The following is a 22,772-nucleotide window of genomic DNA, read 5'->3' as shown; positions in this document are numbered from 1 at the left end:
GCTCGGGGCGGGATCGGGCTGTAGCGCAGCTTGGTAGCGCACTTGACTGGGGGTCAAGGGGTCGCAGGTTCAAATCCTGTCAGCCCGACTTAACAAAAGGCCAGCGTAGCTGGCCTTTTGCATTTGTCGACCTTAATGCGATTGCATGTGTGCGACACGTGTTTTTGCCCGTACGTGCGTACGGTTTCGGTGGAACTGTCTCAATCGTGTTGCTCCTCAGCGTCTCTCGGGTGGGTCTTCGTGCTCAGTCCGGCTGGCCGGCCGCGATCCTCGCCAGTAGGGCTGGGCAGCGTCTCCTCGGGTGTGGCGTGCTTGGCGGGCTCCCTGATGTGGGCGGCGCGCTCGAACGCCGCAGAGGTCGTCCATTATGGATGATCGCGACACCCTGGTGACACGAATGCTCGTACGGTGATCTCCGGCGAGGCCAGTTTCTTGTCTTGATCCATGGTCGTGGTCGGTGGCAGGGTTGCGGAAGTGGACCGGGGTTGTCTTCGGTAGTCCCTCAACTAACCTCGCGCGGATGATGTGCCGGTGGCGTACGACAACGGGTCGGGGAGTCGTGACGAGCGTCTACAACAGCGAGCGGCTGGCAGCCGCGTATGCGTTCGACCGGCCGTCGGTCCATCAGTAAATCCTGCGATCAGCCCGCCTCGATCACCGCGCCGTCGGGCACTCGATGTCGGGTGTGGAGCGGGGCCTGTCCACAGCCGCGCTGGCCCCGCTTGCCGAGCACGTGTCCGGGCTGGAGGCCGTCCCCGCCATGCTCGCGCATTGTCGGACCGTCGCGCCGCAGGCCCAATTCGTAATCGGCGCGGCCGAGCAGTTGCCGTTCGGGGCAGGGATGTTCGATCTTGTTACGGCGGCCGGCTCGCTGAACTACGCCGACCTCCGGCCGGCGCTCTCTGAGGCAGCGCGGGCGCTGGCACGCGGTGGGAAATTCTTGCTCTATGACTTCTCCGAGGGCCGGCACTCGGAGAGCGGGGACGCGCTGGCGGATTGGTTTCGCCGCTTTCGAGCGCCGGTTTCCCTGGCCCGCTTGCTGGCGGCCGCTCGACCCGCGCGAGTTGCTCCCTGCGGCTTGCGGCTGCTGGACTACACCGATGTCGAGCTTCGGCTGCCGACGACCTTCGACGCCTATCTGCGGGATACGGTCAGCGAAGTCAACGTCGAAGCGGCGATCACGCGCGGAGCCTGCAATGCCGTGGAGGCCCGCGGCTGGTGCCGGGACACGCTGGCACCGGTCTTCGCGGCAGGCGACGTGACTGTCGTCATCCCGGGATACGTCGCGACGCTGAGCCGCGACGACAGCGAATCACCTTTGCGTCGGACACCGCGGGCTGATGTCGCTGGAACGCGCGCGGTATCGACCACCCGGCCGACCTCACCCTCTGTCGATCACTGCCACGCCGCGGCTCACCACGACGGCTGTCCGTGGCCAGTGAATGATGGCTATACCGCAGACATGATCATCCACATCGATGGTTATGGCGCCCCTGGGCGGCCCGCATTCACGAACTTTGTGCCAGAGCCCGTTCAGCGTGTCCGGCGACTGATCCATCAGCCGGCGGGTCGGGCGTCCGGCTCGGTCAGATCGGCCGGATCGAGCCGGAGCATGGCGAGCAGGCCGCAATGTCGGGAGACGTCGATATGGTCGGGCAGTTCCGGTCGACAAAGTCTGCCCTGACGTGCTGGCCGCGCTCGCGAAGAACGGAGATCACGGCTGCCTTGGAAATGGTCATGATGGGCTCTCTGAGAAGATGGAGCCGGTCGGCGGTTGTCAGCGCGACGCCGGTCAGGATGGCGGCGCGGTGACCGCTCAGCGGACGGAATCGGTAGCCGGTTCGGCGCGGACCGCGAACGGGTGGCAGAGCGCCTGCATTGCCTCAGCTCGGTGGTCGGCCGCCGGCAGTGTCCGGTCGGTCCTTCCGGCGTCCCGGCCGGAGGTCGGTGCCATGAACAACGTGGCCTGGTCGTGCGTGGGTGTCATGCAGATCCTTGTCGTTCGATTCGTGGGATGTGGCTGCGAGGCCGTTCCGGCGTGGCACCACCTCAGAATGGGGTGCTGAGCGCGGAGCCGACGGCGCACCACCTGAAGAGGAGCCGGCGGCGACCGGCAGCCACGACGCCTGATCCACACTGGCCTTCGCCGGCCAGCGGTGACTCGGTCATCCGCGTACAGTGGCGTTCGCTCCAGTGCGCCGCCTCCCCCGACGGTCAGCATCGCACCCTTCACCGCGACCCGAGGAGCATCATGTCCCTGACGCCGGCCGACATCCACAATACGGAGTTCGCGAAGGCTCCCCTCGGCCGGCGTGGCTACGACGGGAACGATGTCGACTGCTTCCTTGACGAGGCCATCGGAGAGATGATCAGGCTGCTCGAGGAGAACGAAGCGTTGCGCCACAGGCTCGACGCCCGCGCACCGGTGAGAGCGTCGGACGGGCCACGTCGAGTTGACCGAGCCGAGTTGTCCGCGGCGACGGCAGCACTCGGGCACGCCCAGCGAGCATGCGACCGCGCCGAGCGCGAGGCCCGGCACGTACGGAAGCAGTTCGACGAGGCGTACCGGGCCGCCGCTGCGGCGGCCACTGTCCGCGGCGAGGCGTCCCCGGAACGGGTTCTGAGGATGGCGCAGCACACCGCTGACGGGTATGTGGGTGAGGCTCGGGACAAATCCCGGATGCTGCTCACGGAGGCCCGCGAGCAGGCCGGCCGCGTGCTTCGTGATGCCCGGGACGCGGCCGCCGCCATCGACCGGAGATCCCACGACCAGCAGAACGAGGCGGCGACCGACCTGGCAACCGGCCGGGCGCGCATGGTCCGTGACATCGACGATCTGACTCGCCTGGCCGCGGGATACCACAGCGCCCTGAAACGCCATCTGCACCACCAGGGAGGACTCATCGACGGCACGGCCGGCAAGTGACCTCGCCGAGCGTTGCCCGCCGGGTCAGCATCCGAGTGTCATCGGCGTCCGAACACGCGTACCGTAGGCCTTGATCGGGACTTCGTCTCGGTCTGTGCCTTCACCGGCCTCGGTGGACCTCGTCCTCGCCCTGTTCGTGGGGTAGGGCCCTGTGCCCGCGTTGGTCCCCGACGATGGGAATCCCATGGCCTCGACCCGGCTGTTTTCCAGTGCCGTCCAGTCCCGCATCCGGTGCACGCTGCCAGGTCACCCGAAACCGCGCCTCATCGAAGCCACGCTGCCGCTGAGGGATGTCCGATGAAGCCGGCCCCGGTCGGCGTGGCCCGCCCGGTCAGTCACCACATCACCAACGAGGCTTTCCACCAGGCTGTCGCCGCGGCCCGGCATGCGCCTTCGGCATATGACTTACAGCCGTGGCAGTGGCGGATCACCGACGTGACACTGGATCTGTTCGTGGACCACACCCGGCTGACGACGAGAACCGACCCGGATGCCCGGCTCGCGACCATCAGCTGCGGCGCCGCACTGCACCACGCCCGTCTGACGCTCGCGGCCCACGGCTGGCGGGCCACGGTGACCCGCAGTCCCGACGACGCTGATCCCGCGCATCTGGCACGCGTGCGGATCGACGGCCCGGCCCCGGTGGACGCGGAGACCGCCGAGCTCGCCCGCGTCATCGACCTGCGCCATACCGACATCCACCCGGTCACCGGGGACCCGGTCGAACCGGCGACCTTGCGCACGATCGCCACCGCCTTCGAGGCGCAACATGTGCGGCTCGGGCTGCTCCGTCCTGATCAGATCCTGGAACTCGCGGTCGCCGCCGCCGACAGCGCGAGCCTGGAGCCGGCGGTCGCGCAATGGCAGAAGGAACTGGCTCTCTGGGCCGGTAACGATCGGATCGTGGGGTCGCCCGGCGGTCGTCTGCCCACCGTTTCCTGCGGGCGCGACCGGGCCGCGACATTCGCCCTGCTGCACGGCCCTCGCGATAACGCGATCGACTGGCTGCACGCCGGCGAGGCGCTGTCCGCGGGCTCGCTGGTCGCGTCGACGTTCGGTGTGTCGGTGCTGCCGTTCAGCGCGCCGATCGAGTTCGCGGTGGCTCGCGAAGCGCTGGCACGGGTTGTACCCGAACTGGGTTTTCCGTATCTGATGGTGAGCCTGGGCCGGCATCCCGCCCGGTAGCGGCGGCGGCGCCCGGCTGGAACTGACTGTTGGATTCACGCACCGGGTGTCGCTCCTCGCGACGGCCGATGCGTTGGTCGGCTTGGCCGCCTCACCCTGGTGCCGAATGGGTGAGCTGGAAGCTGAGCTGTAGCCGGGTGCCGGTGGAGTCGGTGGTGATCTCCATGGTGGTGCAGGCCTGCTGGATGAGCTTCATGCCGCTGGGACGCCTTTTTTGGGTTCCGACTCGCGGGCGGGTGGCGGGGTCACAGGCGGAGCGCAGGGTGGTACCGATGCCGGGGCCGTGATCGCCTATTTCGCACCAGAGGCGGTCATCGCGGTACCAGAGCAGTAACTGGCCGAGCCCGCCGCCGTGTTCGATGGCGTTGATCATCGCCTCGTGGACGGCCAGCACGAACCGGTTGGCGTCGTCGCCGGACAGGCCGTGGGCAGCGCTGACGGCGTGAACCTGTCGGCGCAACATGGGCAGCGAGTCGTGATCGAACCAGCGTGCCAGCGGCAGCGCAGCGCCGGGGTCGCCGGTCAGGCCTCGGCCGGTGGTGACCAGTGTGCCACCGGCCAGGGCGAGAATCGTCTGGTCGAGGCTGGCGTGGGTGAAGGCACTGGTCCAGTCCAGGCCGAGGCGCTCCAGGGTGAGCAACTCGGCGGCTGCGGCGGTGAACGCCGTCGCGGCGTTGCGGTCAGTGTCGTGCAATGCGCCCGGTGTGCGCCGGTACAGGTCGACGGCTCCGGCGTGCCGGACGGCGCCGGCATGCAGTGGCAGCGCGAACACGGCTCGTACGCCGGCGTTCAGCGCTGCGGGGGTGAACCGCGGCCAGCGTTCGCTCCATGACGAGTCGGTCAGGTCGGGGGCGTGAACGGGCTGGCGGGTAGCGGCGGCGTCATGGCAGGGGCCGTCGTGCAGCACGTCCTGTGCGGATTCTATCCGGGCACTGGCCTGATCGCTGGAGAATCGGACCTGGGGAGTCGTTGTGTCCGGTCGGCCGGGGAATGGCGGGGCTGATAGGCCGATCCCATGGATGCCCGGCATCAGGACGACGCCCGAGCGGCACAGTGCGGTCAAACTCGGGCCGTGGGCGCTGACAAGGTCCCAGACGCGGCAGGGATGGGCGTCATCTCGATCGTGCATGCTCTGCTGAATCATCAGCTACTCCTGGATGGCGCCAACTGATGCTGGAGGGCTACCAGGGACTGGGGCAGCTAGTGGAAGCGAATGCCGCGATCGTGCGCACGCTCAGCGTGTCAACGGCGACCGCCGTTGGATGTCTCGGTGCGGCCGGTCCGTCGAAACGTGCACTCAGCGACAACAGTAGACCTATCCATCGGCTGGTGCCGTGTTCGTTGCGGCGACCGGGTACGTCACGACGGCCGAGCGGGAAGGATGGTCGTTCGTGTTCGGTGGGTTGCTGCCCGACGACTTCCCGCCGACGGCGGCGGCCGCGGCACCTTGGTAGTGGCAGGGTGCCGCACGCCTCCTGGCGTCGCCCCGAGGGTAGGACATCGGACATCGGCGGACGGGGAGATCACCCGGTCGTGCATGTGTCGTGGCTGGACGCCCGGGCCTGTTGCCGCCGGGCCGGTGGCCGGCTTCCGAGTGAGTCCGAGCGGGAGTACGCGGCGCGCGGTGGGCTTGACGGGGCGCGGCGGCCCACCTGGCCGAATCCGGTGTCGTCCAGGGCGATGAACAGCACGTTGGGTGACCCGGGCGCCGCTCGGACAGGCTCCTGCTATGCAGGGCTCGACTCGTCAGTTGTCCGTTCGATCCGGCCTGAGTACGTCGTACCCGGCTTGTATTCACGCAGGCCCATGCAACCGTTCCTTCCGCTGACGCAGCCGACGGTCGGCTCACCGCAGCCTGACTGGACGCCTGATGTAGGCGCCTGTCCTCACCCGTGGTGGATGACTGCGCGCACAGTTGAAGCGTGGACGCCATCGGAGCGATCTTCGTCCGGTCCGTATACCGTTGGTCCCGTGGCGGTGTGGCCTCATCGTCGCTCGCTGCTCCAGACCTCGGCAGCGCACCGTTCTAGCCGGGCGCCCTGGAGTAGTCGTGACAGTAGTAGCGCACCACGCGTCGATTTTTGCGGGTGAGACGGGGGCTGAGCAGGCGATCCCCGACCTGCTCCCATCATCTGCTGACGTCCCGGCGGATTCGGGCATCGCGTGCAGCTACGGCCGGCGGTGACGTCGTGCAACAGCGCCATTGGGCACAGCCCCTTCGGCCGCCTTATCTGGTTACCGCGGGGACCGACGGTCGCGGAATATCGGTGGGTGTCATCGCTGATGCGAGCAGTGCCGTTGTCGAATTGAAGGTGCACGGCCGGTGGTCACGGGAGCTCGGCAGCCAGGTCACCGCAGGTCTGCGGCTGTGCCTGGCCGGGCCGTCCGAGGCGCTCATCATCGATCTGCACGATGTCGGCGATCTGCATGGGGTGAGCCTGCCGTACTGGGTGGCGGCACAGCGGACGGCGCGGTCCGGACCGGCACCGGCACACCTGGCGCTCTGCGCCCCGTCGACGACGATGCTGGACTACCGGCTGCGAAATCACGAGTGGGACCCGACGTTGTTGTTCGCCACGATGGCGGAAGCCCGCATCGCGATCGTCGGCAGGCTGTTGCGCGAACATTGGTGGCAGACCCGTCTGGCGCCGCAAGCAGCTTCCGTGCGGGCTGCTCGTGAGCTGGTTGCGCGGGCATGTCAGACGTGGCAACTGCCCGGTCTGCGACCTGCTGCCACGTTGATCATGTCCGAGCTGGCCAGCAATGCGGTCGAACATGCCGGCACCGAATTCGTGATCACCGTGTTCCGACGCGGCCGCGATCTGCACCTGGCTGTCCGGGACGGTGACATGCGCTATCCGCGCCCGGACGGGTCCGCACGTGATGGCGGGCAGCCTTCGCTCGCTGAGCGTGGGCGCGGTCTGGGTCTGGTTCATGCCGCCTCTGCGGGATGGGGAGCGATGCCGACACTTGGGGGCAAGGTGGTCTGGGCGACGGTGACCGGCGACTCGGACAGATAGCGGCGCGTTCCTGCCTCCGCCCCATGTGCGCGCGCACCCGGTGGGGGATTAGGGCATGAGCGTTCATGTGTTGGTGGCTTTCACCCTTGCCGTCGCCGTCGCCGTCGCCGTCGCCGTGGCGATGCGGTGGGTCGCCAACCGGACCGGGCTGCCAGCCGCCGCGCTGTTGCCGATCATCGGCATCGGCTACGCGCTGCTGCCGGGACCCAGCATCTCGCTCGATCCGGAGATCATGCTGACGCTCCTCTTGCCGCCGCTGCTCTACAGCGCGGCCCTGGATTCCTCGCTGCTCGGAATCCGCCGCAACCTGCGTACCGTGGTGACCTTTCGGTTTTCCTGGTTCTGCTCACCGCGGTAGTGATCGGCCTGGGCTTCGCGTGGTTCGTCGCCGGTGCCACCTTGGCCGCCGGCATCGCGGTCGGCGCGGCAGTGGCACCGCCGGACCCGGTGGCGGCGCCGGCGGTCGGCCGCAAGCGCCTGCTGCCGGACCGCTGGTGCAGCGGTAGGGCGGCAGCGGCGATCAGCCGGCCCGCTCGATGCCGGCGAGCAGCTCGGGTGCGCGGCGTTTGTCGTCGTTGTCCGCGGCGGCGGTCAGGGCGGTGTCAGCCGATCCCTGGCTCGCGTCGGGCGGGATGACCAGAAGGTCGAAGCGGTCGCGTCCGAAATCGCTCATGACCGTGATCAGCCCGGCGGGCTGGGAGGTGTACCAACCAAGTCGGGCCGCCGAGCGGTCGGCGGCGGCCCGCGGGGGATGCGGAAGGTCCCACTCGGCGGGGTTCATCAGTACGTGCGTGATGGCACCCCGGCGGTCGGAGAGGGCTTTCACCAGCGCCGGGAGCTCGTTGGTCAGGTTGGTCGAGCGTGGCCACCAGGCTCCGTCGAGAGCGGTGGTCCGGGAAGGGTGGGGGTCCAGCCGCAGTCGTGCGGCGTCGGCGGTCCGGTCCATCGGTGTGCCTTCCTGTCGGCGACGTCCGCGCCATCAAGGGGCGGGCGCGGTGCGCTCGTCAGGAGACGTCGAGAAGCCGGGTGTGGCTTCATCGTACGCGCGTTCGTAGTGTTTGCCGGGCGAGTGGCCGGGTACTCTCTACTCACTCGGCTGTCCAGACTCCCGCAGCCTTCGTCATCAGCTTCCGCTCGCCCGCACGATGGTTTCGTGTCCGGGGAGCCCGTTGCGAGGGAGTCGCGCGATGTGCGTCCCAAGTCCTGTTGCCGGCACGTCCGCACCACGCAATTCATGACATCCGCGATCGTGCGGCCGAGAGCGGCCGGTAGTGACTTCGCCGTACTGAACCGGCGTGTCACCGAGGCGGGCCTGCTCGAACGGCGGCCGGCCCACTACGCCGTACGGATGACCGCCGTGGCCGTGATGTTCGCCGCGGCGTGGGCAGCCGTCTTTTTGATTGGCTCGTCGTGGTGGCAGCCGGCTGTCGCCGTACTCATGGGTGTCGTGTTTGCGCAGGTGGCCCTACTGGCGCACGACGTAGCCCATCGGCAGGTCTTCCGGACGCGCAGAACCAGCGAGCTGGTGGGCCGGATGGTGGGCAACGTCGGCATCGGCATGAGTTATGGCTGGTGGGTGGACAAGCACACCCGGCACCACAACAACCCCAACCATGACGATCTCGACCCGGATGTGCAGCCGGAGTTGCTGATCTGGGCCACCGAGTCAGCGGTGGGCCGGCGCGGTCTGAAGGGCTTCGTCAATCGTCACCAGGCGGGGCTGTTCTTTCCGCTGCTGACGCTGCTCAGCATCGATCTACGGATTTCCAGCATCAAGGCGCTCCAGCGACCCGGCATGAAGCATCGAGGGCTGGAAGCCGGCTTGATGGCGCTGCACGTGGTGGGGTACCTGTCTGTTCTGCTAGTGGTGCTGTCCCCGTTGCAGGCGCTCGCGTTCTTCGTGGTGCATCAAGCGGTGTTCGGCGTCTACCTTGGGATGACGTTCGCGCCGAACCACAAAGGGATGCCGCATCCGACCGGCGACGAGGACTACCTGCGCAAGCAGGTGCTGACCTCGCGCAACGTCACCGGCGGCCGGCTGATCGACGCAGCCCTGGGCGGCCTGAACCACCAGATCGAGCATCACCTGTTCCCCGCGATGCCCGCCCCGAACCTGCGCAGGGCCCGGCCGATCGTCAAGGCGTACTGCACGGATGCGGGCATCCCCTACGAGGAGACGAGTCTGGTCGATTCGTACCGGCAGGCACTACGTCACCTGCACGAGGTGGGCGCCCCGCTGCGCTCGCAACGGTGACGGCAGCGCCGGCCGCCGTCTCCCAACGGGGGAAGACACCGCGTTCGGCCGAGATGATGCCGTAGCGTCGTCATTTGCGGGAAACTCTCGCACGTCGCTCCGGACCCTGGCGGCAACCCGATCTGCCGACGCCATGGAGCACCGATGAGGTTGTTCGTTCCCGGACTGGTTCAACCGCCACCCGTCACCGACATCGCCGACAGCACCAGCGATGTTGCGTTGCTCGACGCCATCTCACAGAGCAGCATTCCAGCCTTCCTCATCCTTCTCGACCGTACGTCGGCGGCGGTCCATGCTGTCCTGGCGGAGCTCCCGCCCGGGTACAGCCGCGACGAGATATTCGCGGCCAGTTACCTCGAGGTGTGGTGGCTGGCGGGCTGCCACATCGGGCCGGATCTCGACGTCGCCGCATGGATCACCGGCATCGCGCGGCGGCGGATCGCGGACGTCCGCACTGGTCCGCGGCCGGACCGCGACCAGCAGCAGCCCGGCTACGCTCAGTTGGAGTTCGCCGCCATGTTTCACCGCCCGAACCGCGACCCCTTGGCAAGGATGACTGTCAAGGCTGGGTCAATCCGGGCAGGGCGGTCGAATCGGTGACGATCAGCTCGGCAACCTCGGTCAGTCGCCGGTTGTTGTTGCGGGCGTAGGCGCGGATCCGGCGGAACGCCTCATCGACGCCGATCCCCTGGACCTGGGCGAGGGCGCCCTTGGCCTGCTCGATGATGATCCGGCTGTTCAGGGCTCCCTGCAACTGTTCGGTGAGCGCCTCACTGCGGCGGATCGTGCGTTCCTGCATCAGGCCGATGGTCGCGACGTCGGCGAGCGCCTGCATGATGGGAACATCGGCGGGGTCGAAGTCTCCGCCGGTGGAGCTGCCGAAGATGTTCAGGGCACCGATCACCTGGGCACGCAGCCGCAGAGGGAACGCGTGCACGGATCGGAAGCCCGCCTGCGCCGCCCGGGGCGCGAAGCGGGGCCAGCGTTCCGTAGCCGCCGCGAGGTCGACGTTGATCACCGACTGCCCGGTCCGGAACGCTTCCAGGCAGGGTCCCTGGTCGTTCTGCAGTTGGAACAGCTCCACCAGGCGGACGTTCTCGTCGGAACCCGCCATGAACTCCAGCCGCCCTCGTTCATCGGCGAGCATCAGCCCGGCGGCGGCCGCGTCGACCAGGCTGCGAGCCCGATCGGTGAGCATGTGCAGGAAGTCGAGCAGATCGAACTCGTCGACCAGAGTGTCGGCGGCCTCGACGAAGACCGTCGCGAGCCGCTCAGCCGAAACGGTGCTCATGGCCTGCCTCCCGGTAAACCTGTACCAAACAGCCGCTCATCAGTTGTTCCCGTCCAATCGCAGCCGGCGCTCGACGACGTCGCGGGCGACGTCCTCGAGACGACGGTTCTCGGCATAGGCGTGCGCTCGCATCCGTGCCAGAGCCTCACCGATGGATACCCCCAGCTGCACCATGACCATCCCTTGCGCCTGAAAAAGCTCCGCGCGCCGTCCGACATCGAGAACCGCGATGCCGTCGCCGTCACGCGCGACCTCGCTCTTGTGCGAGTCGAGCAGCGCTTCCACGGTGAGCTCCGCGAAGGTGAAAGCCGTCCGCAGTTCCGCGCCGCTCAACGGGCCCACCCGATCGCGGAAGATGTCCATGACACCGAGCCGGGCGGCGCCGACCTGCAGCGGGAACGCGAAAACGGCGCGGACGCCGTCGGCGCGGGCAGCGGGAGCGTACATCGGCCATCGGTCGTCGGCACGGTCGGACAGATCCGCCGTGAGCACCGGCCGGCGAGCGGCGAAGGCATCGATGCAGGGACCCTCGCCGAGAACGAACTGCAGCTCCTCGACGCGCTCAGCCACCGGATCCGAGGTCGCGCACACCCCCCGCGTCCCGTCGGCGGTCATCACACTGATGCCGGACCCGCTGGCCGACAACGCCTCGACGGCGGCACGGCAGACCCGCTGCAGCAGGACGAGGCCGGTCGGCTGCCGGCCGATGAGGTTTCGGGCGAGCGCCCTGCGCTCCTCCTCGCTGTGGGCCGCAGTCATGACGACGCAGCATCGCGAGAGTGCCGGGCTGAGCCGTGCGTCAATACGGGCACAGCCTTCCCCTTCCCGGCGCACACGCCGGGGGCTAGGGCGGCATGAGCCAACTGATGGGTCTCACCATACTCCCGGCCCGCGCAGCCACCCGCGTGCAAGCGACTCAGCGTCAGCTGGCGCGTGTCCCGCCATCGTCTTGGCCATCACGACGCCGACGTAGGTTTGCGGCACACTTCGAATCGGCGAATCGGCGCTAGGCCGGGTAGGGTCGAGGTGAGCAAGCCGCCAGGCGGGAAACCGGTCACGACATGCCACTCCCAGGAGAGGCTCAGTGGCGGACCGGCGGTTTCGCACTTGCCCTGAGGCGTACGACTCGGCGACGCGCGACCCCGGTGACCTGGCGGCTCACCGCTCAGCCGGCGAAGGTCACCTCGCCGTCAGCGACCAGCGAAAACTGTAGTTCAGCGGCTCTACTTCCTCGACCCGGAACCCTCTCCGTCTGGCCGCCGGGCAGCATCGCTGCATAGGATTCGTCATTCGACACCTCCACGCTGCCACGGACCCACTCGATCAGCACCCCGAGGGCGGCGCGCACCTCGTGTCTGAAGCTTGCTGGATTCGCGGCAAGCGGGCTGACGTCCTGGCCCACACGAAAACGCCTGATCAGGTTTCGCCGCTCGCGTGACGATTGCGTTTGCGCCCTTCCCCGAAGGGTCCCGGCTGGACGATTGTCGTCAGATCACAGCACCACGAGGCGCGACCTCGACCGCGGCGACGCCTCGGCCGAAGAGAACGACGAGCCGATCAGCATGCCGGGTGTGCAGCACTCCCGAATCCTGTGCCAGCGTGGAGATCATCCGGTCGATCAGCGTCTCCTCGTCCGTGACGTCGGGATCGTCGTATGTGATGTCCATGCGATCGCCGCCTATGAGCCGGACTCGCAGCACAGTGGACGCCATGCCCTCAAGCTAGTCGAATCGGACGCCGGTCAGTATCCATCGGGACGGCCGCCTCCGGAGGTTCAGGACAGACGCACCGAGCTGGACGACTGACAGGCCCGCGCTCGGTGGGTTCGCGGCTTCGTCGATCAGGTCGGCGATCCAGCCTGCGCAGGCCCCAGCCCGCCCGTTCCTGTCAGCCAGCATGGAGATCAGGTCCGGCGCTGCGCCACGCGCAGCGCCGAGCCGTGGATCAGTGCCAGGCCGAGTAGCGGACGCGCTGCGTATCCGGCTCGATGTAGTCGACCTGGTAGAGCACCCGGAACCGGGAGCAGATGCCGGAGGCCGGCAGCAGTCCCCGCCGCCGGTACGAGACCCGTCGGCTGACCGTGGGCGTGGCGGGTGCCGGTCACAGTCGCGGACCTCAACGATGATGCCGTCGTCGTCCCAGGTGAGCATGAAAATGCCCACCGCCAGCGGTGTGCTGGGTGACGTTCTGTACCAGTTCGGAGATCGCGAGCAGGACGTCGTTGACAACAGTGTCGAGGAAAATCGGAAACAGTACGGCGTGGGCGTCGTGGCGTCCGGAGATCAGCGGCCCTCTCCGGCCAGGTCTGATACCGGTGACCCCTGATATCAACTCGATGCGGCCTGGTCGATTCCAAGCTTTCACGCCCACGCGCCGGAAATGCCGGCACATAAGTCATAGGCGGGCGCTACCGGCCTGACGCGGCATGGTGCGACCGGTGGTCGTCAGCGTTCGCCGAAGCCGGCGCTCCGGAGGGCCAGCGCAGGTAGAGCATGGCGGTGTCGTCGCTGTGGCGGCCGGCGTCGGCGGCCTGGATGTCGGCGAGCAGCGTGTCGACGTATTCGTGCGGGTCGTCGATGGTGGCCAAGTGGGCGGCGAGTTCGATGAAGCGTTCTTCGCCGAGGCGGGTGCCGTCGTCGCAGAAGCTCTCGATGACGCCGTCGGTGTACAGCAGCAGTCCCGCGCCGTCGGGCACGGTGGTGCGCGTTTCGGTCCAGCGGGCTCGGCCGGGCGCCATGCCCAGCCCTGGCCCGTAGGTGGTGGGGGCGGGGTAGGCGCCGTCTCTGGTGATGATCAACGGTGCTGGGTGCCCGGCGCTGAGCAAGACCACTTCGCCGCGGCCGGGGGTGATGCCGACGGTGCAGACGGTGGCGAACATGCCGTCGTGGGGTCGTTCGGCGACCAGGACCTGTTCGAGCAGGCGCATCCGGTCGGCTTTGCGCAGGCCGGCGAGGGTCAGGGTGCGCCAGCCGAACCGTAGGCCGACCCCGAGGGCGGCTTCGTCGGGGCCGTTGCCGCAGACGTCGCCGATAAGGGCGTGGACTGTCCCGTCGGCGGTTTGCACGACGTCGTAGAAGTCGCCGCCGAGCAGCGAGCGTTGCTGGCCGGGCAGGTATCGGCTGACCGCGCTCACCGTCTTGTCGGTCAGTAGCGGCGTAGGGAGCAGGCCACGCTGCAGGCGGGTGTTCTCCTCGGCCTGCAGCCGGCTGTCGCGCATCCGCCGTTCGGCGCCCTGGACGCGTTTGCGCTGCACCGCGTAGCGGATGGTGCGCGACAGCACCGCGGCGTCGACCTGGTCCTTGACGAGGTAGTCCTGGGCGCCGGCCGCGACCGCCGCCGAACCCGTTCCGGCGTCGTTGAGGCCGGTCAACACCAGCACCGCGGCCTGCGGCCAGCGTTGCAGCACCAGGCGCAGGGCCTGTAGTCCCTGACCGTCCGGTAGGTGCAGGTCCAGCAGGACACATTCCGGGTCGTAGCCGCTGTTGCTGGCCTGGGTGAGGGTGCTGACGTGGTGCAGGCGGGCGTCGAGGTCGCTGTCGGCGAGGTACTCCTGGACCAGGAACGCGTCGCCGGGGTCGTCCTCGATCAGCAGGATGACGATGCCGGCGACCGACGCGTCGGCCTCGGACCCGCTGGAAAGCCGATCCAAGTTGCCCGGTCGCGACGCGACGCCCCTGCGCCCGTCAGCGGTCACGGTGTGTACCTCTTTCGCCGCCGGCTGGTCGTTCGCACGCTGTTGACCAGTAACCGGTCCACGTCAGTATGACCGACCCACGGCCTTCATGGGACAGCCGCTATCAGGGGTACGCCGCCTACCTGCCCATCGACTCCAGTGACGTGCCTGCACGTCAGGGCCGGGAACTATGGAGGTGAGTCGGTTGCCCTATTAGCCTGGAGCCGTGAGGCACGACGGCCAGGCTGCTGCTCTTGCCCGCCGTGACAGCAACGCGGTGCAGCATGAGACAGCCATCGCAGAACGAGAGACGCGGGTCACCGCCCGAGAGGCGGTGGCCGATCAGCGCGACATCGATCACGAATCAAGGCTCACTCGGCAAGCCGAACGCGAGGGTGCCTTGACCCGCCGAGAACTCGCTGTCCGGAGCCGTAGCCTGGAACTTGAGCGACGCGAATGCGCGATGGCCGATCGAGAACGACGCGCCGAGCTGCGACAGGACGCGGCCGACAAGCGCACTGCCCAGGCGGATGAACGGGACCGAGAGGCAGACCAGCGCGAGATCGATTTCCAAACCGAAGCAATCGACCCTCGCTAATGATCGCTTGTTCGTCACCAGTGTTCCCCAGGCGAGGTTCGGGGGTGCCCGGCTGCCGGAGCGCGCGAGGCCCGCATCACCGATCGTGAAGTTCGCTGTGCCGTCCATCCGGGCATCCGAGCATCCGCGCGAATCGGGAGGATCACCGTCGACGAGACGACTGGATCGGTAATTCGTGGGCACTCGACACCGCTCTCGGTGCAGGAGGACGCATGGCGATGGGTCAGGCTGGTGTGCGAACAGCTTCGCGTGAATTGTGTGAGGCTGCCGGATGGCTGCAGCGGCGGGCTTGGCTGGCGTGTGCGCAATCGCGGGAGCTGAGAGCCGTCCGAGACAGAATCCGGCAGCGCCTTCCGGCTGGGCAGCAGACAGCAGTGAATCGCTGACATCCCGGAGCTCGCTGGGGCGAGGTTGTGGGGCTGACTGCTGCCTTCTGCCGATGGTGCGGTGAAAGTCAGCGATGAGGCGCCGTGGCGTGACGGGGGTGATCAGATACCGGTCCGCTCCCGCGTTGATTCCGGACGTCCTGACCGCGGCGTGACAAAGCTTCTCAGCGTTGTTCGCGATCTCCGGCCGATTGCGGCCTCCGCGCCCGGCTGGCAGCAGCCCCGACCTGCATCAGCCGCAAGTATCGGTGTCCAGCCGGACGCCGTCACCTCGTTAGTCGAACTCGAGTGCCTGCCTCGCGGGTACAGCCTCGGCTCAGGTCGCTGATCCATCGGAAGCTCGGTTCGGCAGCACTGCGGTATGCCCGAAGAAGTTACGAATGGCGATGATCGCACGGTCGTAGTCGTCGAGGCCGGTCGGTTTGGTGACGTAGGCGTTGGCGTGTGAGCCGTAGCTGGCGGCGATGTCGTCCGGTGCCGCTGATGTCGTGAACACGATCGTGGGAATGCTCTTGAGGGCGTCGTCGGACTTGAGCGCGGTGAGGACCTGCCGGCCGTCGACGCGCGGCATGTTGAGATCCAGCAGGATCAGGTCCGGGCGCGGCGCATCGCGGTATCGGCCTTCGCGCTGCAGAAACGCCAGGGCTTCGGCGCCGTCCTCGACATGGTGCAGCACGCTGTGGATGCTGTGCTCGCTGAAGGCGTTCTCCATGAGCGCGACGTCACCGAGATCGTCCTCGACGATGAGTACCTGCAGCAGTTCGGCGGTCATGCCCGGCGCCCTTTTCTCGCGGTGTTCCCCATCGTCACGGGAGTCGGGCTGGGGTGACACATGATCGGTGGCCGTCACAGTACCGCGCTGCGGAGCAGGAGACGCCGCTGTGCCCGGCGACGGGCATGCACGCCGTTTATGGAAAGACGTCAGGCGGTAAATCGGTGACTGACTCAGCAGACGACGCTCCCACGTGTGTCATCAGCAGGGCCAATAGGGGTATGTGGCGTTGCTGTCAGCAGACGGTCTCGGGACTTGCGCATTGTCCGAATCAACAACCACTATTCGGCTGGGTTTAGATGGCCGATCGGGTGGTTTTCTGTGACGAATGGGCGGGGACATAGTGCTGCGACAGGCTGTGGCTGATCACGTTGACCAGCCGTCGCACCTGACGAAGTGCCTGACCAAAGGGGTTCCCGTATGACTGTCATCGCTGACACCGCTGTCCGTTCCGATGCCACCACGAGCACCGACCGGGCCAGCGAGCTGATCATGGCGATGGCGGCCCTCCCGGCCGGGCACCCGTCCCGGGCCGGCCTGCGGGACCGGGCGATCGAGGCGTGGCTGCCCCTCGCCCGGCACCTGTCCAACCGTTACGCCAACCGCGGCGAGCCCCGCGACGACCTCTACCAGGTCGCCGTCATGGGCCTGATCAAGGCCACCGACCGGTTCGAGGCCGACCGTGGTGTCGACTTCGCCGGGTTCGCGATCCCGACCATCGTCGGTGAACTCAAGCGACACTTCCGGGACAAGACCTGGTCGGTACGGGTGCCACGGCGCCTGCAGGAGCTGCGCCTCGCGATCACCGGCGCCAACAACACGCTCAGCCACACCCTCGGTCGCGCTCCGACCGTCGCCGACATCGCCAAGCACCTGGAGATCAGCGAGGACGAGGTCATCGAGGGCCTCGAAGGCGCCCGCGCCTACAACTCCACCAGCCTGTCCACCCCGATCAGCGAGGGCGGCACCGAACTCGGCGAGACCCTGGGCGCTGAGGACACCGGCTTCGCCGAGGCGGAGGCCCGGATTTCGCTCGGCCCGGCGATGGCCACGCTCGACGAGCGCGAGCAGAAGATCGTCACGCTGCGCTTCTACGGTAACCTCACCCAGCAGCAGATCGCCGAGCAGATCGGTATCTCCCAGATGCACGTCTCCCGGCTGCTGACCAAGGCATTGGCCAAGCTGCGCCGGCACCTCGACACCGTCGACGCCTGACCGGCAGCGTGACCACCTTCGGCCGCTCCCGGCTCGGCCGTGAGACGCCGTGAGCTCTGCTGCCACCGCTACGAGCCCGCCCTTCTGCGAAGCACCAGATCGGGCTGACCTGCACGGTGCATCCGGCTCGTCAGGTGTCCGAGGCCGGGGGCCTCAACGGTCCTGACTGAGGACGGCGACCGGCTGCGGCTCGACGGAGAAGGACGCCCAGACATGCTTGACGTCGTCTTCGGCATACCAGCCGACGTCCAGGGACATCGCGCGGACGATGGGCAGGCCACGGCTGCGATCCCCGGCCAGGGACAGCGCGGCCTCGACGGGGGCATAGCCGGGATTGTGATCGGCGACGTCAAGGACCAGACGACCTTCGTGATACAGCAGCCGTACGGTGGTGGGCGGCAACCCGTGTTGCAAGGCGTTCGTGGCCAGCTCGGTGGCGACCAGCACGACGCGCTCGGCGATGTCCTCCAGATCGTCGCAACCCGCGGTTCGTATCCCGCTGAGGGCCTGCTGCAGTGATGTGCGCAGCGAGCGCAACTCGGCGGAACCGGACAGTGCCCATCGCTGCAGTTCAACGGCGGGCGGCGGCCGGCAATTGTCGACGTGATTCATTCCTGTGCAGTGCCCTGCCGGAAAACTGTCAAGCCCCGAAACGGAAACTGGTTTCGGCGGTCCCAATGCTGCGGGTAGACGTAAACGGCATCGTCCGGGTCGTGGTCGCCGTCGGAGTTGACCGAGCCGCGTCTGACCGCGCCCACTCTGGACGCCGCGAGGTCAGTGACCGGGCGATGAGTGGCGCGGCGTGCCGTCTCAATGAGCGGGTGCGGGCCGCGGGCGGTACGGCGAGCGCGAACGACCCTCTGGAACAGGCCGTGCTCGGCCGCCGGTAGACCCCAGTGCGGGTGAGGTCAATCGCTGCCGTGACCGCTGCGGCACGGTAGGTTCGGTTCAGGTGTGCCGGGAAGCCTGGTCGGCGATGTCATCGCGGTGCCCGCTTGCCGGAGGAGAACCCGTGTCCGTGCCACCACCGCCTCATCGTCATCTGTTCGGCCGGGGCAGCTGGCCGGAGGTCAGCCGTCTGCCGATACATCGCCGTCAGCTGCCGGAGCCGCAATGGCTTCCGAAACGGGGCGCACCGCCTTCATAGTGGTCGCTGTACCGGCTGGGGGAGCGCCTCGTCCGAGGAGCCTATCGATGAGACCCATCGGCACAGGTTGCCAGTGATGACGGTCGGGCTCCAGAGGCAGACCCGTACTTTGCTGGATAACCCGATTGAGTGATATCGACGTTCGTTATTTGCCAGGCTTTGATCGTCTCGTTGGGCAAGGTGAAGGCTTCTCTGATCTGGAGGGACCCTTACCGAGAGCCGAGGTGCGGACCATGTCCGATACCAATGCGATCGTCCAAGACGAAGAGACGGGCCTGTTCGGGTGGCAATCCCCTGAAACCGTAGAGACTTTGATCTTGAGGTTTTTAGATCTTGAGGGTGGGAGAGCGGCGGCGTAGCCGCCTCCTTCTCCAGATCCTCATGCTGCCTGTTCGGCACGGACCCGGGCCTCGTAGACCGCCGGCGGGAGCCGGCCTGCGGTCGAGTGCCGTCTGTCGTGGTTGTATTCGTCGATGAACGCGGCGACCGCGGTGCGGGCCTGGGCCCGGGTGGCGTAGCGGCCGGCGTCGGCGAGCAGTTCGAACTCGAGGGTGGAGTTGAAGGACTCGGCGACCGCGTTGTCCAGGCCGGAGCCGGTGCGGCCCATGGACTGGCGCACTTTCGCCCGCTGGCAGGCGGCGCGGAAGAGGTTGCCGGTGTACTCCCCGCATTGATCGGAGTGGAAGATCACCCCGGCCACGTCGCCGCCGCGGACCGCGATCGCGACCTGCAACGCCGCGGTCGCGAGGGCGGCGTCGTGGTGGGCGCCCATGGCGAACCCGACCGCTCGGCGTGAGTGCAGGTCCAGCACGGTGGCGAGGTAGAACTTGCCCTGCTCGCACGGGATTTCGGTGAGGTCACCGACCCACGCGACGTTCGGCTCGGGTGGCGGGCTGAAGTCCCGGTTGAGCAGGTCCGGCGCCTTGCGCGCGGACTTGTCCGGGCTGGGTGAGGTTGCGGCGGCGGCGTTTCGGCCGGGCGACCAGGCGCTGCTCGGCCATGATTGCTGCGATCGTGTTCACGCTGACCCGCCAGCCCATCGCCCGCAGATCGTCGGTGATCCGTGGGGACCCGTAGCGGCCCTTATGCCGCCGGAACAGTGCGATCACCAGCGTGGTCAGCGCCTGCCGGCGGGCCCGGCGCAGCGACGTGTCGCCGGGCAGCCACTTGTACAACCAGGCCGGTGACACGCCGAGTGCCCGGCACGAGACCGCGTACGGGATGCCCGACCACAGGCCACAACCGTCACCGATCCCGAACCAGCCACACCGGAGCACGCCGATCACGCGATCGGCCATTTCTGCATGACTACCGAATCACCAGGCAGCGGAACCATCAGATCAACGCTTCACCAAACCGCGTCGGTGGATCGAAGCTTAGCGACCTCGAATGCTGACGATCCGTTTTGCTACCGGGGCCGGCCGCAGCACTTCTTGTATTTGCGTCCGGAGCCGCACCAACAGGCGGCGTTGCGTTCCGGCGGCCAGCTGATCGTGAGATGGTCGGGTGCGGTCTCGCAGTAGCGCCGTTTGGTGGTCGCGTCCGTCGGCGAACCGCCATGCTGACGAGCGAACTCGATGAGCTCGCCGACCTGGGCGGCGACGACGGTGATCGAGGTGACTCCGCTGTCGCGTACCTCGCGCCACCGGTGTTCGGCGGCGTCGTAGTACTCGTCTTCTGGTTGCTCGTAGACGCCGGGCCACTGCTGCTGGGCGAGTCGGCGTTGGTCGCGTTGGAAGGTGAGCATGCGGGTCTGCCGGGGGATGTAGCCGGAGTCCATCAGGTCGAGAACGTCCTCGGCGGTCGTCGGCTCCTCCGGATCGGGCAGCTCGGGCACCAGGGTGTCGAGCCGGTCGGGGGAGTGTCCGAGTTGCTGACGTACGTGCTGCCGGTTGCGCAGCATGATGGTGGTGCCGATGGTGAGCAGCTGGTCACGGCGGCGCAGTGCGTGGAGTTGCCCGTCGGTGAGGCGGGCGGCGGCGCGGTCGTACCAGCGAGCGGCCTGGTCGAGGTCGCCATGAGAGGTGAGAAGTTCCGCGGCGAGTTCGCACTGCCGTTCGCCCAGGGCGGGATCTTTCGCCGCGGCGTTCAGCTCGGCGTACGCCATCTCAGTGTCGCCTGCCTGCAGGTGCAGGTCGGCCATTTGGATGCGGGCGTCGCAGCCGTATTCGCCCCCGCCCCGGATGAGGTCGTCGAGGATGGCGCGGGCACGGTCCGGGAGTCCGGCCCGCTGCCAGGCGTCGGCCGCCTCCAGCAGGATCTCCGAGCGCTCGTCGGGGTACCTATCGGCGTCGGTTTCGAGCTCTTCCGCCAGCTTCGTGTCGGCGTGGGCCATGGCGCGGATCGTACTGGCCGTTGATGCTGATCGACACCGGCGGTCGCCCGCCCGTGTAAGACCGCAGTCGTCCGACCGGGGTTCGGTGTCTAGAACTGATCGGCCGGCAGGGCGGGTTGATCGTCTTCGGATGGCGGTAGCTCGTACGATCAAGCTGAGGGCGAAGCAGGAGGGAAGAGTCGATCATGGCGTATCAACCCATGACCTTGGTTGACCTGGCCGGCCGCCTGTCTCGTCAGCCTGACGCGAAGATCCGGTGGAAACATGTATGGGAGTTTCTCGAGGAGTATCGATGGGAGCCGGCCGACAAGCGGGCTGACCTACTGCTCCAGGAGCCACCTATGACGGGTGACGCGCGGTGGGATGTCCTGCTCGCCGCGCTCGCGGAACACCTCGCCGCGCAGCTCGACCGATCGCCACCTGATTGGGCCAGGTCTCGGGTGCTGGCGACGCCGTGGTTTCCTTCCCCGTTGCCGTCGAAGCGGATGGAGGCGCTTGTCTGGGCGCCCGCCGCTTTCCGCAAGCATGGCGTCTACTTGTCCGTACGTGATCTGGACGCTGCATGACTGACGACGGACTTCTCGGCCGAGCCGAACTCGAGCGTGCTTTCGCAGCGCTGGGCGACCGTCTTTTCCGCCGCGGAGTCGTGGCAGACCTTTTCATCGTCGGCGGCGCCGCGATGGCGCTGGCGTACGACGCCAACCGCGTGACGAGGGATGTGGACGCTACGTTCGTTCCGCACGGCGTCGTCCTGGAGGAGGCCCGCAACGTGGCGGAGGCGATGGGCTTGCCGCCTTGGTGGCTTAACGAGCAGGCCAGCGCATACGTCTCGACGCAGAATGACGCCGGAAAGCGTGAGGTCTTCGACCATCCCGGAATTCGAGTGATGGCAGCATCGCCCGAGCACGTATTCGCAATGAAAGCATTCGCAGCCCGCGGCCGCGACGAGGAAGACCTTCGCGCACTCGCATCGATCATCGGTATATCGACGCTTGAGGCGGCGCTCGAAATATGTATTCAGTTCTTCCCCGATGAAGAACTTCCACCCAGGTCGCAAGCCATGCTTGAGGATCTGTTTTCCTCCTGATTATGGAAAAGTGCCTGGTTTGCTGGCATAGATGGCAGGGGCCGCACATGACTGGCCGTGGTCACATCTCTGGTCACGGCGTTGATCAACTTTTTGCTGGACTCGGGGAAAGTGGACGGCATGGCGGTGTCGTTCTGTCCGAATCTGCGTACATAAAAGCACATGCTGATGCTGCTTAACCGAATTGTAATGCGACCCCCTGGGGGTCAAGGGGTCGCAGGTTCAAATCCTGTCAGCCCGACTTAACAAAAGGCCAGCTTAGCTGGCCTTTTGCATGTCTGGACATCGATGCAACCGCGGCGGCGTGACACGCATTTTTGCACGTACGCGCGTACGGTTTGCGCCTGCGATTCCGGCGGATCTTCAAAGGCAATTCGTACTCAGCAGCTCGTGAGTCCTTCCCTCCGCATCGGCCTCACTTCCGGGACGCCTGGTTGAGCAGGGCGTTCATGTCCGGACCGATCGAATCTCGACGTGACTGGTCCCCTTGTGGGTGATGTCGAACCCCGATGCACGGCACCCTCCTATCTGGATGATCACGACACCTCGATGACACGAACGCTCGTACGGTGATCTTCGTCTGGGTTCGCCGGTCCTGTCCGGGGCCGGTGATTCCATGATCGTGGTTGCTCGTCGGATTCGGAAGTTGGCTGCGGTTGTCCCGGGTTGTCCGCAGTAGTCTCGGCGTTGATTGATCGGCGTTTCGGCACGGCTCCGGGGCCGTTGGCCGGAGTTCGTCGTTGGTCACGAATTTCAGCGGGTACTCGTTCCCCTGCCGTTTCCCGAGGCGAAGGTGCCGTAGGCGGAGGATCGTGCGCGCCTGCAACGGATCGTTGCAGGTATGGAGTGGACGTGATCATCCGGCGGGGGATCGCGGCCCGGT

The 22,772-nt window shown here is 67.2% G+C and carries 25 protein-coding genes and 1 tRNA gene; 12 read left to right on the top strand and 14 right to left on the bottom strand.

Features of this window, described 5'->3' with window-relative positions; translation table 11 throughout:
* Positions 1-14: 14 nt before the first annotated feature.
* Positions 15-88, top strand: a tRNA-Pro gene (locus tag OHA21_RS27535).
* Between the two features lie 597 nt (positions 89-685).
* Positions 686-1,684: a class I SAM-dependent methyltransferase gene (locus OHA21_RS27530; protein ID WP_328459602.1), complete on the top strand. Its 999-nt coding sequence runs from the start codon at positions 686-688 to the stop codon at positions 1,682-1,684.
* A gap of 132 nt (positions 1,685-1,816) precedes the next feature.
* Here OHA21_RS27530 and OHA21_RS27525 read toward each other — a convergent pair whose 3' ends face one another.
* Positions 1,817-1,987 (bottom strand): hypothetical protein, encoded by a 171-nt coding sequence (locus tag OHA21_RS27525; RefSeq protein WP_328459600.1) that lies wholly within the window; start codon positions 1,985-1,987, stop codon positions 1,817-1,819.
* Between the two features lie 264 nt (positions 1,988-2,251).
* On the opposite strand from OHA21_RS27525, the gene OHA21_RS27520 reads away from it, so the two are divergent.
* Positions 2,252-2,926, top strand: a complete 675-nt coding sequence (locus OHA21_RS27520; protein ID WP_328459598.1) for a DivIVA domain-containing protein — start codon at positions 2,252-2,254, stop codon at positions 2,924-2,926.
* 297 nt (positions 2,927-3,223) lie between these two features.
* A complete protein-coding gene (locus OHA21_RS27515) occupies positions 3,224-4,111 on the top strand; it encodes a nitroreductase (RefSeq protein WP_328459596.1) in 888 nt (295 codons plus the stop codon).
* A 91-nt stretch (positions 4,112-4,202) separates the two neighbouring features.
* Here OHA21_RS27515 and OHA21_RS27510 read toward each other — a convergent pair whose 3' ends face one another.
* Positions 4,203-5,141: an ATP-binding protein gene (locus tag OHA21_RS27510; RefSeq protein ID WP_328478567.1), complete on the bottom strand. Its 939-nt coding sequence runs from the start codon at positions 5,139-5,141 to the stop codon at positions 4,203-4,205.
* A 368-nt stretch (positions 5,142-5,509) separates the two neighbouring features.
* Between OHA21_RS27510 and OHA21_RS27505 the strand changes: the two genes are divergently transcribed.
* From OHA21_RS27505 to OHA21_RS27495, 3 genes are read left to right on the top strand one after another with little or no spacing between them, the layout of a single operon-like run.
* The gene (locus OHA21_RS27505) at positions 5,510-6,202 is read left to right on the top strand and encodes an SUMF1/EgtB/PvdO family nonheme iron enzyme (protein WP_328478565.1); all 693 of its coding nucleotides are present in this window, start codon (positions 5,510-5,512) and stop codon (positions 6,200-6,202) included.
* On the top strand, positions 6,199-7,131 hold the full coding sequence (locus OHA21_RS27500; RefSeq protein ID WP_328459594.1) for an ATP-binding protein: 933 nt from the start codon (positions 6,199-6,201) through the stop codon (positions 7,129-7,131). Before OHA21_RS27505 ends, OHA21_RS27500 begins: the two co-directional genes overlap by 4 nt.
* A gap of 55 nt (positions 7,132-7,186) precedes the next feature.
* Positions 7,187-7,489 carry a hypothetical protein gene (locus OHA21_RS27495; protein WP_328459592.1) on the top strand — a complete coding sequence of 101 codons (303 nt, stop codon included), beginning with the start codon at positions 7,187-7,189 and terminating at the stop codon, positions 7,487-7,489.
* A gap of 162 nt (positions 7,490-7,651) precedes the next feature.
* Here OHA21_RS27495 and OHA21_RS27490 read toward each other — a convergent pair whose 3' ends face one another.
* The gene (locus tag OHA21_RS27490; RefSeq protein WP_328459590.1) at positions 7,652-8,077 is read right to left on the bottom strand and encodes a DUF5994 family protein; all 426 of its coding nucleotides are present in this window, start codon (positions 8,075-8,077) and stop codon (positions 7,652-7,654) included.
* Between the two features lie 288 nt (positions 8,078-8,365).
* On the opposite strand from OHA21_RS27490, the gene OHA21_RS27485 reads away from it, so the two are divergent.
* Both OHA21_RS27485 and OHA21_RS27480 read left to right on the top strand, forming a co-directional pair.
* The gene (locus OHA21_RS27485; RefSeq protein WP_328478563.1) at positions 8,366-9,385 is read left to right on the top strand and encodes a fatty acid desaturase family protein; all 1,020 of its coding nucleotides are present in this window, start codon (positions 8,366-8,368) and stop codon (positions 9,383-9,385) included.
* A 144-nt stretch (positions 9,386-9,529) separates the two neighbouring features.
* On the top strand, positions 9,530-9,985 hold the full coding sequence (locus OHA21_RS27480; protein WP_328459588.1) for a hypothetical protein: 456 nt from the start codon (positions 9,530-9,532) through the stop codon (positions 9,983-9,985).
* On the opposite strand, the gene OHA21_RS27475 is transcribed toward OHA21_RS27480, so the two are convergent.
* The 7 genes from OHA21_RS27475 to OHA21_RS27445 all read right to left on the bottom strand — a co-directional run bounded on the left by OHA21_RS27475 (position 9,945) and on the right by OHA21_RS27445 (position 16,105).
* Positions 9,945-10,676 (bottom strand): GAF and ANTAR domain-containing protein, encoded by a 732-nt coding sequence (locus OHA21_RS27475; protein ID WP_328459586.1) that lies wholly within the window; start codon positions 10,674-10,676, stop codon positions 9,945-9,947. The two genes, OHA21_RS27480 and OHA21_RS27475, sit on opposite strands and share 41 nt — an antisense overlap.
* A 39-nt stretch (positions 10,677-10,715) precedes the next feature.
* Complete coding sequence (locus OHA21_RS27470) at positions 10,716-11,510, bottom strand: GAF and ANTAR domain-containing protein (protein WP_328459584.1); 795 nt, start codon at positions 11,508-11,510, stop codon at positions 10,716-10,718.
* Between the two features lie 331 nt (positions 11,511-11,841).
* Positions 11,842-12,078 (bottom strand): hypothetical protein, encoded by a 237-nt coding sequence (locus OHA21_RS27465; RefSeq protein ID WP_328459582.1) that lies wholly within the window; start codon positions 12,076-12,078, stop codon positions 11,842-11,844.
* 85 nt (positions 12,079-12,163) lie between these two features.
* A complete protein-coding gene (locus tag OHA21_RS27460) occupies positions 12,164-12,343 on the bottom strand; it encodes a hypothetical protein (RefSeq protein WP_328459580.1) in 180 nt (59 codons plus the stop codon).
* Between the two features lie 740 nt (positions 12,344-13,083).
* Positions 13,084-14,370: a PP2C family protein-serine/threonine phosphatase gene (locus OHA21_RS27455; RefSeq protein WP_328459578.1), complete on the bottom strand. Its 1,287-nt coding sequence runs from the start codon at positions 14,368-14,370 to the stop codon at positions 13,084-13,086.
* Between the two features lie 343 nt (positions 14,371-14,713).
* Positions 14,714-15,055: a hypothetical protein gene (locus OHA21_RS27450; protein WP_328459576.1), complete on the bottom strand. Its 342-nt coding sequence runs from the start codon at positions 15,053-15,055 to the stop codon at positions 14,714-14,716.
* 594 nt (positions 15,056-15,649) lie between these two features.
* Entirely contained in the window at positions 15,650-16,105 is a 456-nt protein-coding gene (locus tag OHA21_RS27445) for a response regulator (RefSeq protein WP_328459574.1), read from the bottom strand.
* A 420-nt stretch (positions 16,106-16,525) separates the two neighbouring features.
* Here OHA21_RS27445 and OHA21_RS27440 point away from each other — a divergent pair, with 420 nt between their 5' ends.
* Positions 16,526-17,320, top strand: coding sequence for a SigB/SigF/SigG family RNA polymerase sigma factor (locus OHA21_RS27440; RefSeq protein ID WP_328459572.1), 795 nt, complete (start codon positions 16,526-16,528; stop codon positions 17,318-17,320).
* Between the two features lie 153 nt (positions 17,321-17,473).
* Here OHA21_RS27440 and OHA21_RS27435 read toward each other — a convergent pair whose 3' ends face one another.
* From OHA21_RS27435 to OHA21_RS27420, 4 genes are all read right to left on the bottom strand, one after another.
* A complete protein-coding gene (locus tag OHA21_RS27435; protein WP_328459570.1) occupies positions 17,474-17,932 on the bottom strand; it encodes an ATP-binding protein in 459 nt (152 codons plus the stop codon).
* Between the two features lie 914 nt (positions 17,933-18,846).
* Positions 18,847-19,380 carry an IS3 family transposase gene (locus OHA21_RS27430; protein ID WP_328478561.1) on the bottom strand — a complete coding sequence of 178 codons (534 nt, stop codon included), beginning with the start codon at positions 19,378-19,380 and terminating at the stop codon, positions 18,847-18,849.
* Complete coding sequence (locus OHA21_RS27425; RefSeq protein WP_328459568.1) at positions 19,325-19,765, bottom strand: IS3 family transposase; 441 nt, start codon at positions 19,763-19,765, stop codon at positions 19,325-19,327. The genes OHA21_RS27430 and OHA21_RS27425 overlap by 56 nt, the downstream gene beginning before the upstream one ends.
* A gap of 110 nt (positions 19,766-19,875) precedes the next feature.
* Complete coding sequence (locus tag OHA21_RS27420) at positions 19,876-20,802, bottom strand: SEC-C metal-binding domain-containing protein (RefSeq protein ID WP_328459566.1); 927 nt, start codon at positions 20,800-20,802, stop codon at positions 19,876-19,878.
* Between the two features lie 185 nt (positions 20,803-20,987).
* On the opposite strand from OHA21_RS27420, the gene OHA21_RS27415 reads away from it, so the two are divergent.
* The gene (locus tag OHA21_RS27415) at positions 20,988-21,368 is read left to right on the top strand and encodes a hypothetical protein (protein WP_328459564.1); all 381 of its coding nucleotides are present in this window, start codon (positions 20,988-20,990) and stop codon (positions 21,366-21,368) included.
* A complete protein-coding gene (locus OHA21_RS27410; RefSeq protein ID WP_328459562.1) occupies positions 21,365-21,889 on the top strand; it encodes a DUF6036 family nucleotidyltransferase in 525 nt (174 codons plus the stop codon). Before OHA21_RS27415 ends, OHA21_RS27410 begins: the two co-directional genes overlap by 4 nt.
* Positions 21,890-22,772: the final 883 nt, after the last annotated feature.

Origin of the sequence: Actinoplanes sp. NBC_00393 (assembly GCF_036053395.1) — a bacterium.
Classification (GTDB): Bacteria; Actinomycetota; Actinomycetes; order Mycobacteriales; family Micromonosporaceae; genus Actinoplanes.
Note: the sequence above shows the minus strand (reverse complement) of the source record. Positions and strands in the feature narration are given on the sequence as shown.

What these genes read in the sequence shown, in the direction of transcription:
- OHA21_RS27525 (WP_328459600.1), bottom strand. Translation starts at nt 1,987, where the DNA reads ATGACACCCACGCACGACCAGGCCACGTTGTTCATGGCACCGACCTCC.
- OHA21_RS27520 (WP_328459598.1), top strand. Translation starts at nt 2,252, where the DNA reads ATGTCCCTGACGCCGGCCGACATCCACAATACGGAGTTCGCGAAGGCT.
- OHA21_RS27515 (WP_328459596.1), top strand. Translation starts at nt 3,224, where the DNA reads ATGAAGCCGGCCCCGGTCGGCGTGGCCCGCCCGGTCAGTCACCACATC.
- OHA21_RS27510 (WP_328478567.1), bottom strand. Translation starts at nt 5,141, where the DNA reads ATGCCGGGCATCCATGGGATCGGCCTATCAGCCCCGCCATTCCCCGGC.
- OHA21_RS27495 (WP_328459592.1), top strand. Translation starts at nt 7,187, where the DNA reads ATGAGCGTTCATGTGTTGGTGGCTTTCACCCTTGCCGTCGCCGTCGCC.
- OHA21_RS27490 (WP_328459590.1), bottom strand. Translation starts at nt 8,077, where the DNA reads ATGGACCGGACCGCCGACGCCGCACGACTGCGGCTGGACCCCCACCCT.
- OHA21_RS27485 (WP_328478563.1), top strand. Translation starts at nt 8,366, where the DNA reads ATGACATCCGCGATCGTGCGGCCGAGAGCGGCCGGTAGTGACTTCGCC.
- OHA21_RS27480 (WP_328459588.1), top strand. Translation starts at nt 9,530, where the DNA reads ATGAGGTTGTTCGTTCCCGGACTGGTTCAACCGCCACCCGTCACCGAC.
- OHA21_RS27475 (WP_328459586.1), bottom strand. Translation starts at nt 10,676, where the DNA reads ATGAGCACCGTTTCGGCTGAGCGGCTCGCGACGGTCTTCGTCGAGGCC.
- OHA21_RS27460 (WP_328459580.1), bottom strand. Translation starts at nt 12,343, where the DNA reads ATGGACATCACATACGACGATCCCGACGTCACGGACGAGGAGACGCTG.
- OHA21_RS27450 (WP_328459576.1), bottom strand. Translation starts at nt 15,055, where the DNA reads ATGGACGGCACAGCGAACTTCACGATCGGTGATGCGGGCCTCGCGCGC.
- OHA21_RS27445 (WP_328459574.1), bottom strand. Translation starts at nt 16,105, where the DNA reads ATGACCGCCGAACTGCTGCAGGTACTCATCGTCGAGGACGATCTCGGT.
- OHA21_RS27440 (WP_328459572.1), top strand. Translation starts at nt 16,526, where the DNA reads ATGACTGTCATCGCTGACACCGCTGTCCGTTCCGATGCCACCACGAGC.
- OHA21_RS27435 (WP_328459570.1), bottom strand. Translation starts at nt 17,932, where the DNA reads ATGAATCACGTCGACAATTGCCGGCCGCCGCCCGCCGTTGAACTGCAG.
- OHA21_RS27425 (WP_328459568.1), bottom strand. Translation starts at nt 19,765, where the DNA reads ATGGCCGATCGCGTGATCGGCGTGCTCCGGTGTGGCTGGTTCGGGATC.
- OHA21_RS27420 (WP_328459566.1), bottom strand. Translation starts at nt 20,802, where the DNA reads ATGGCCCACGCCGACACGAAGCTGGCGGAAGAGCTCGAAACCGACGCC.
- OHA21_RS27415 (WP_328459564.1), top strand. Translation starts at nt 20,988, where the DNA reads ATGGCGTATCAACCCATGACCTTGGTTGACCTGGCCGGCCGCCTGTCT.
- OHA21_RS27410 (WP_328459562.1), top strand. Translation starts at nt 21,365, where the DNA reads ATGACTGACGACGGACTTCTCGGCCGAGCCGAACTCGAGCGTGCTTTC.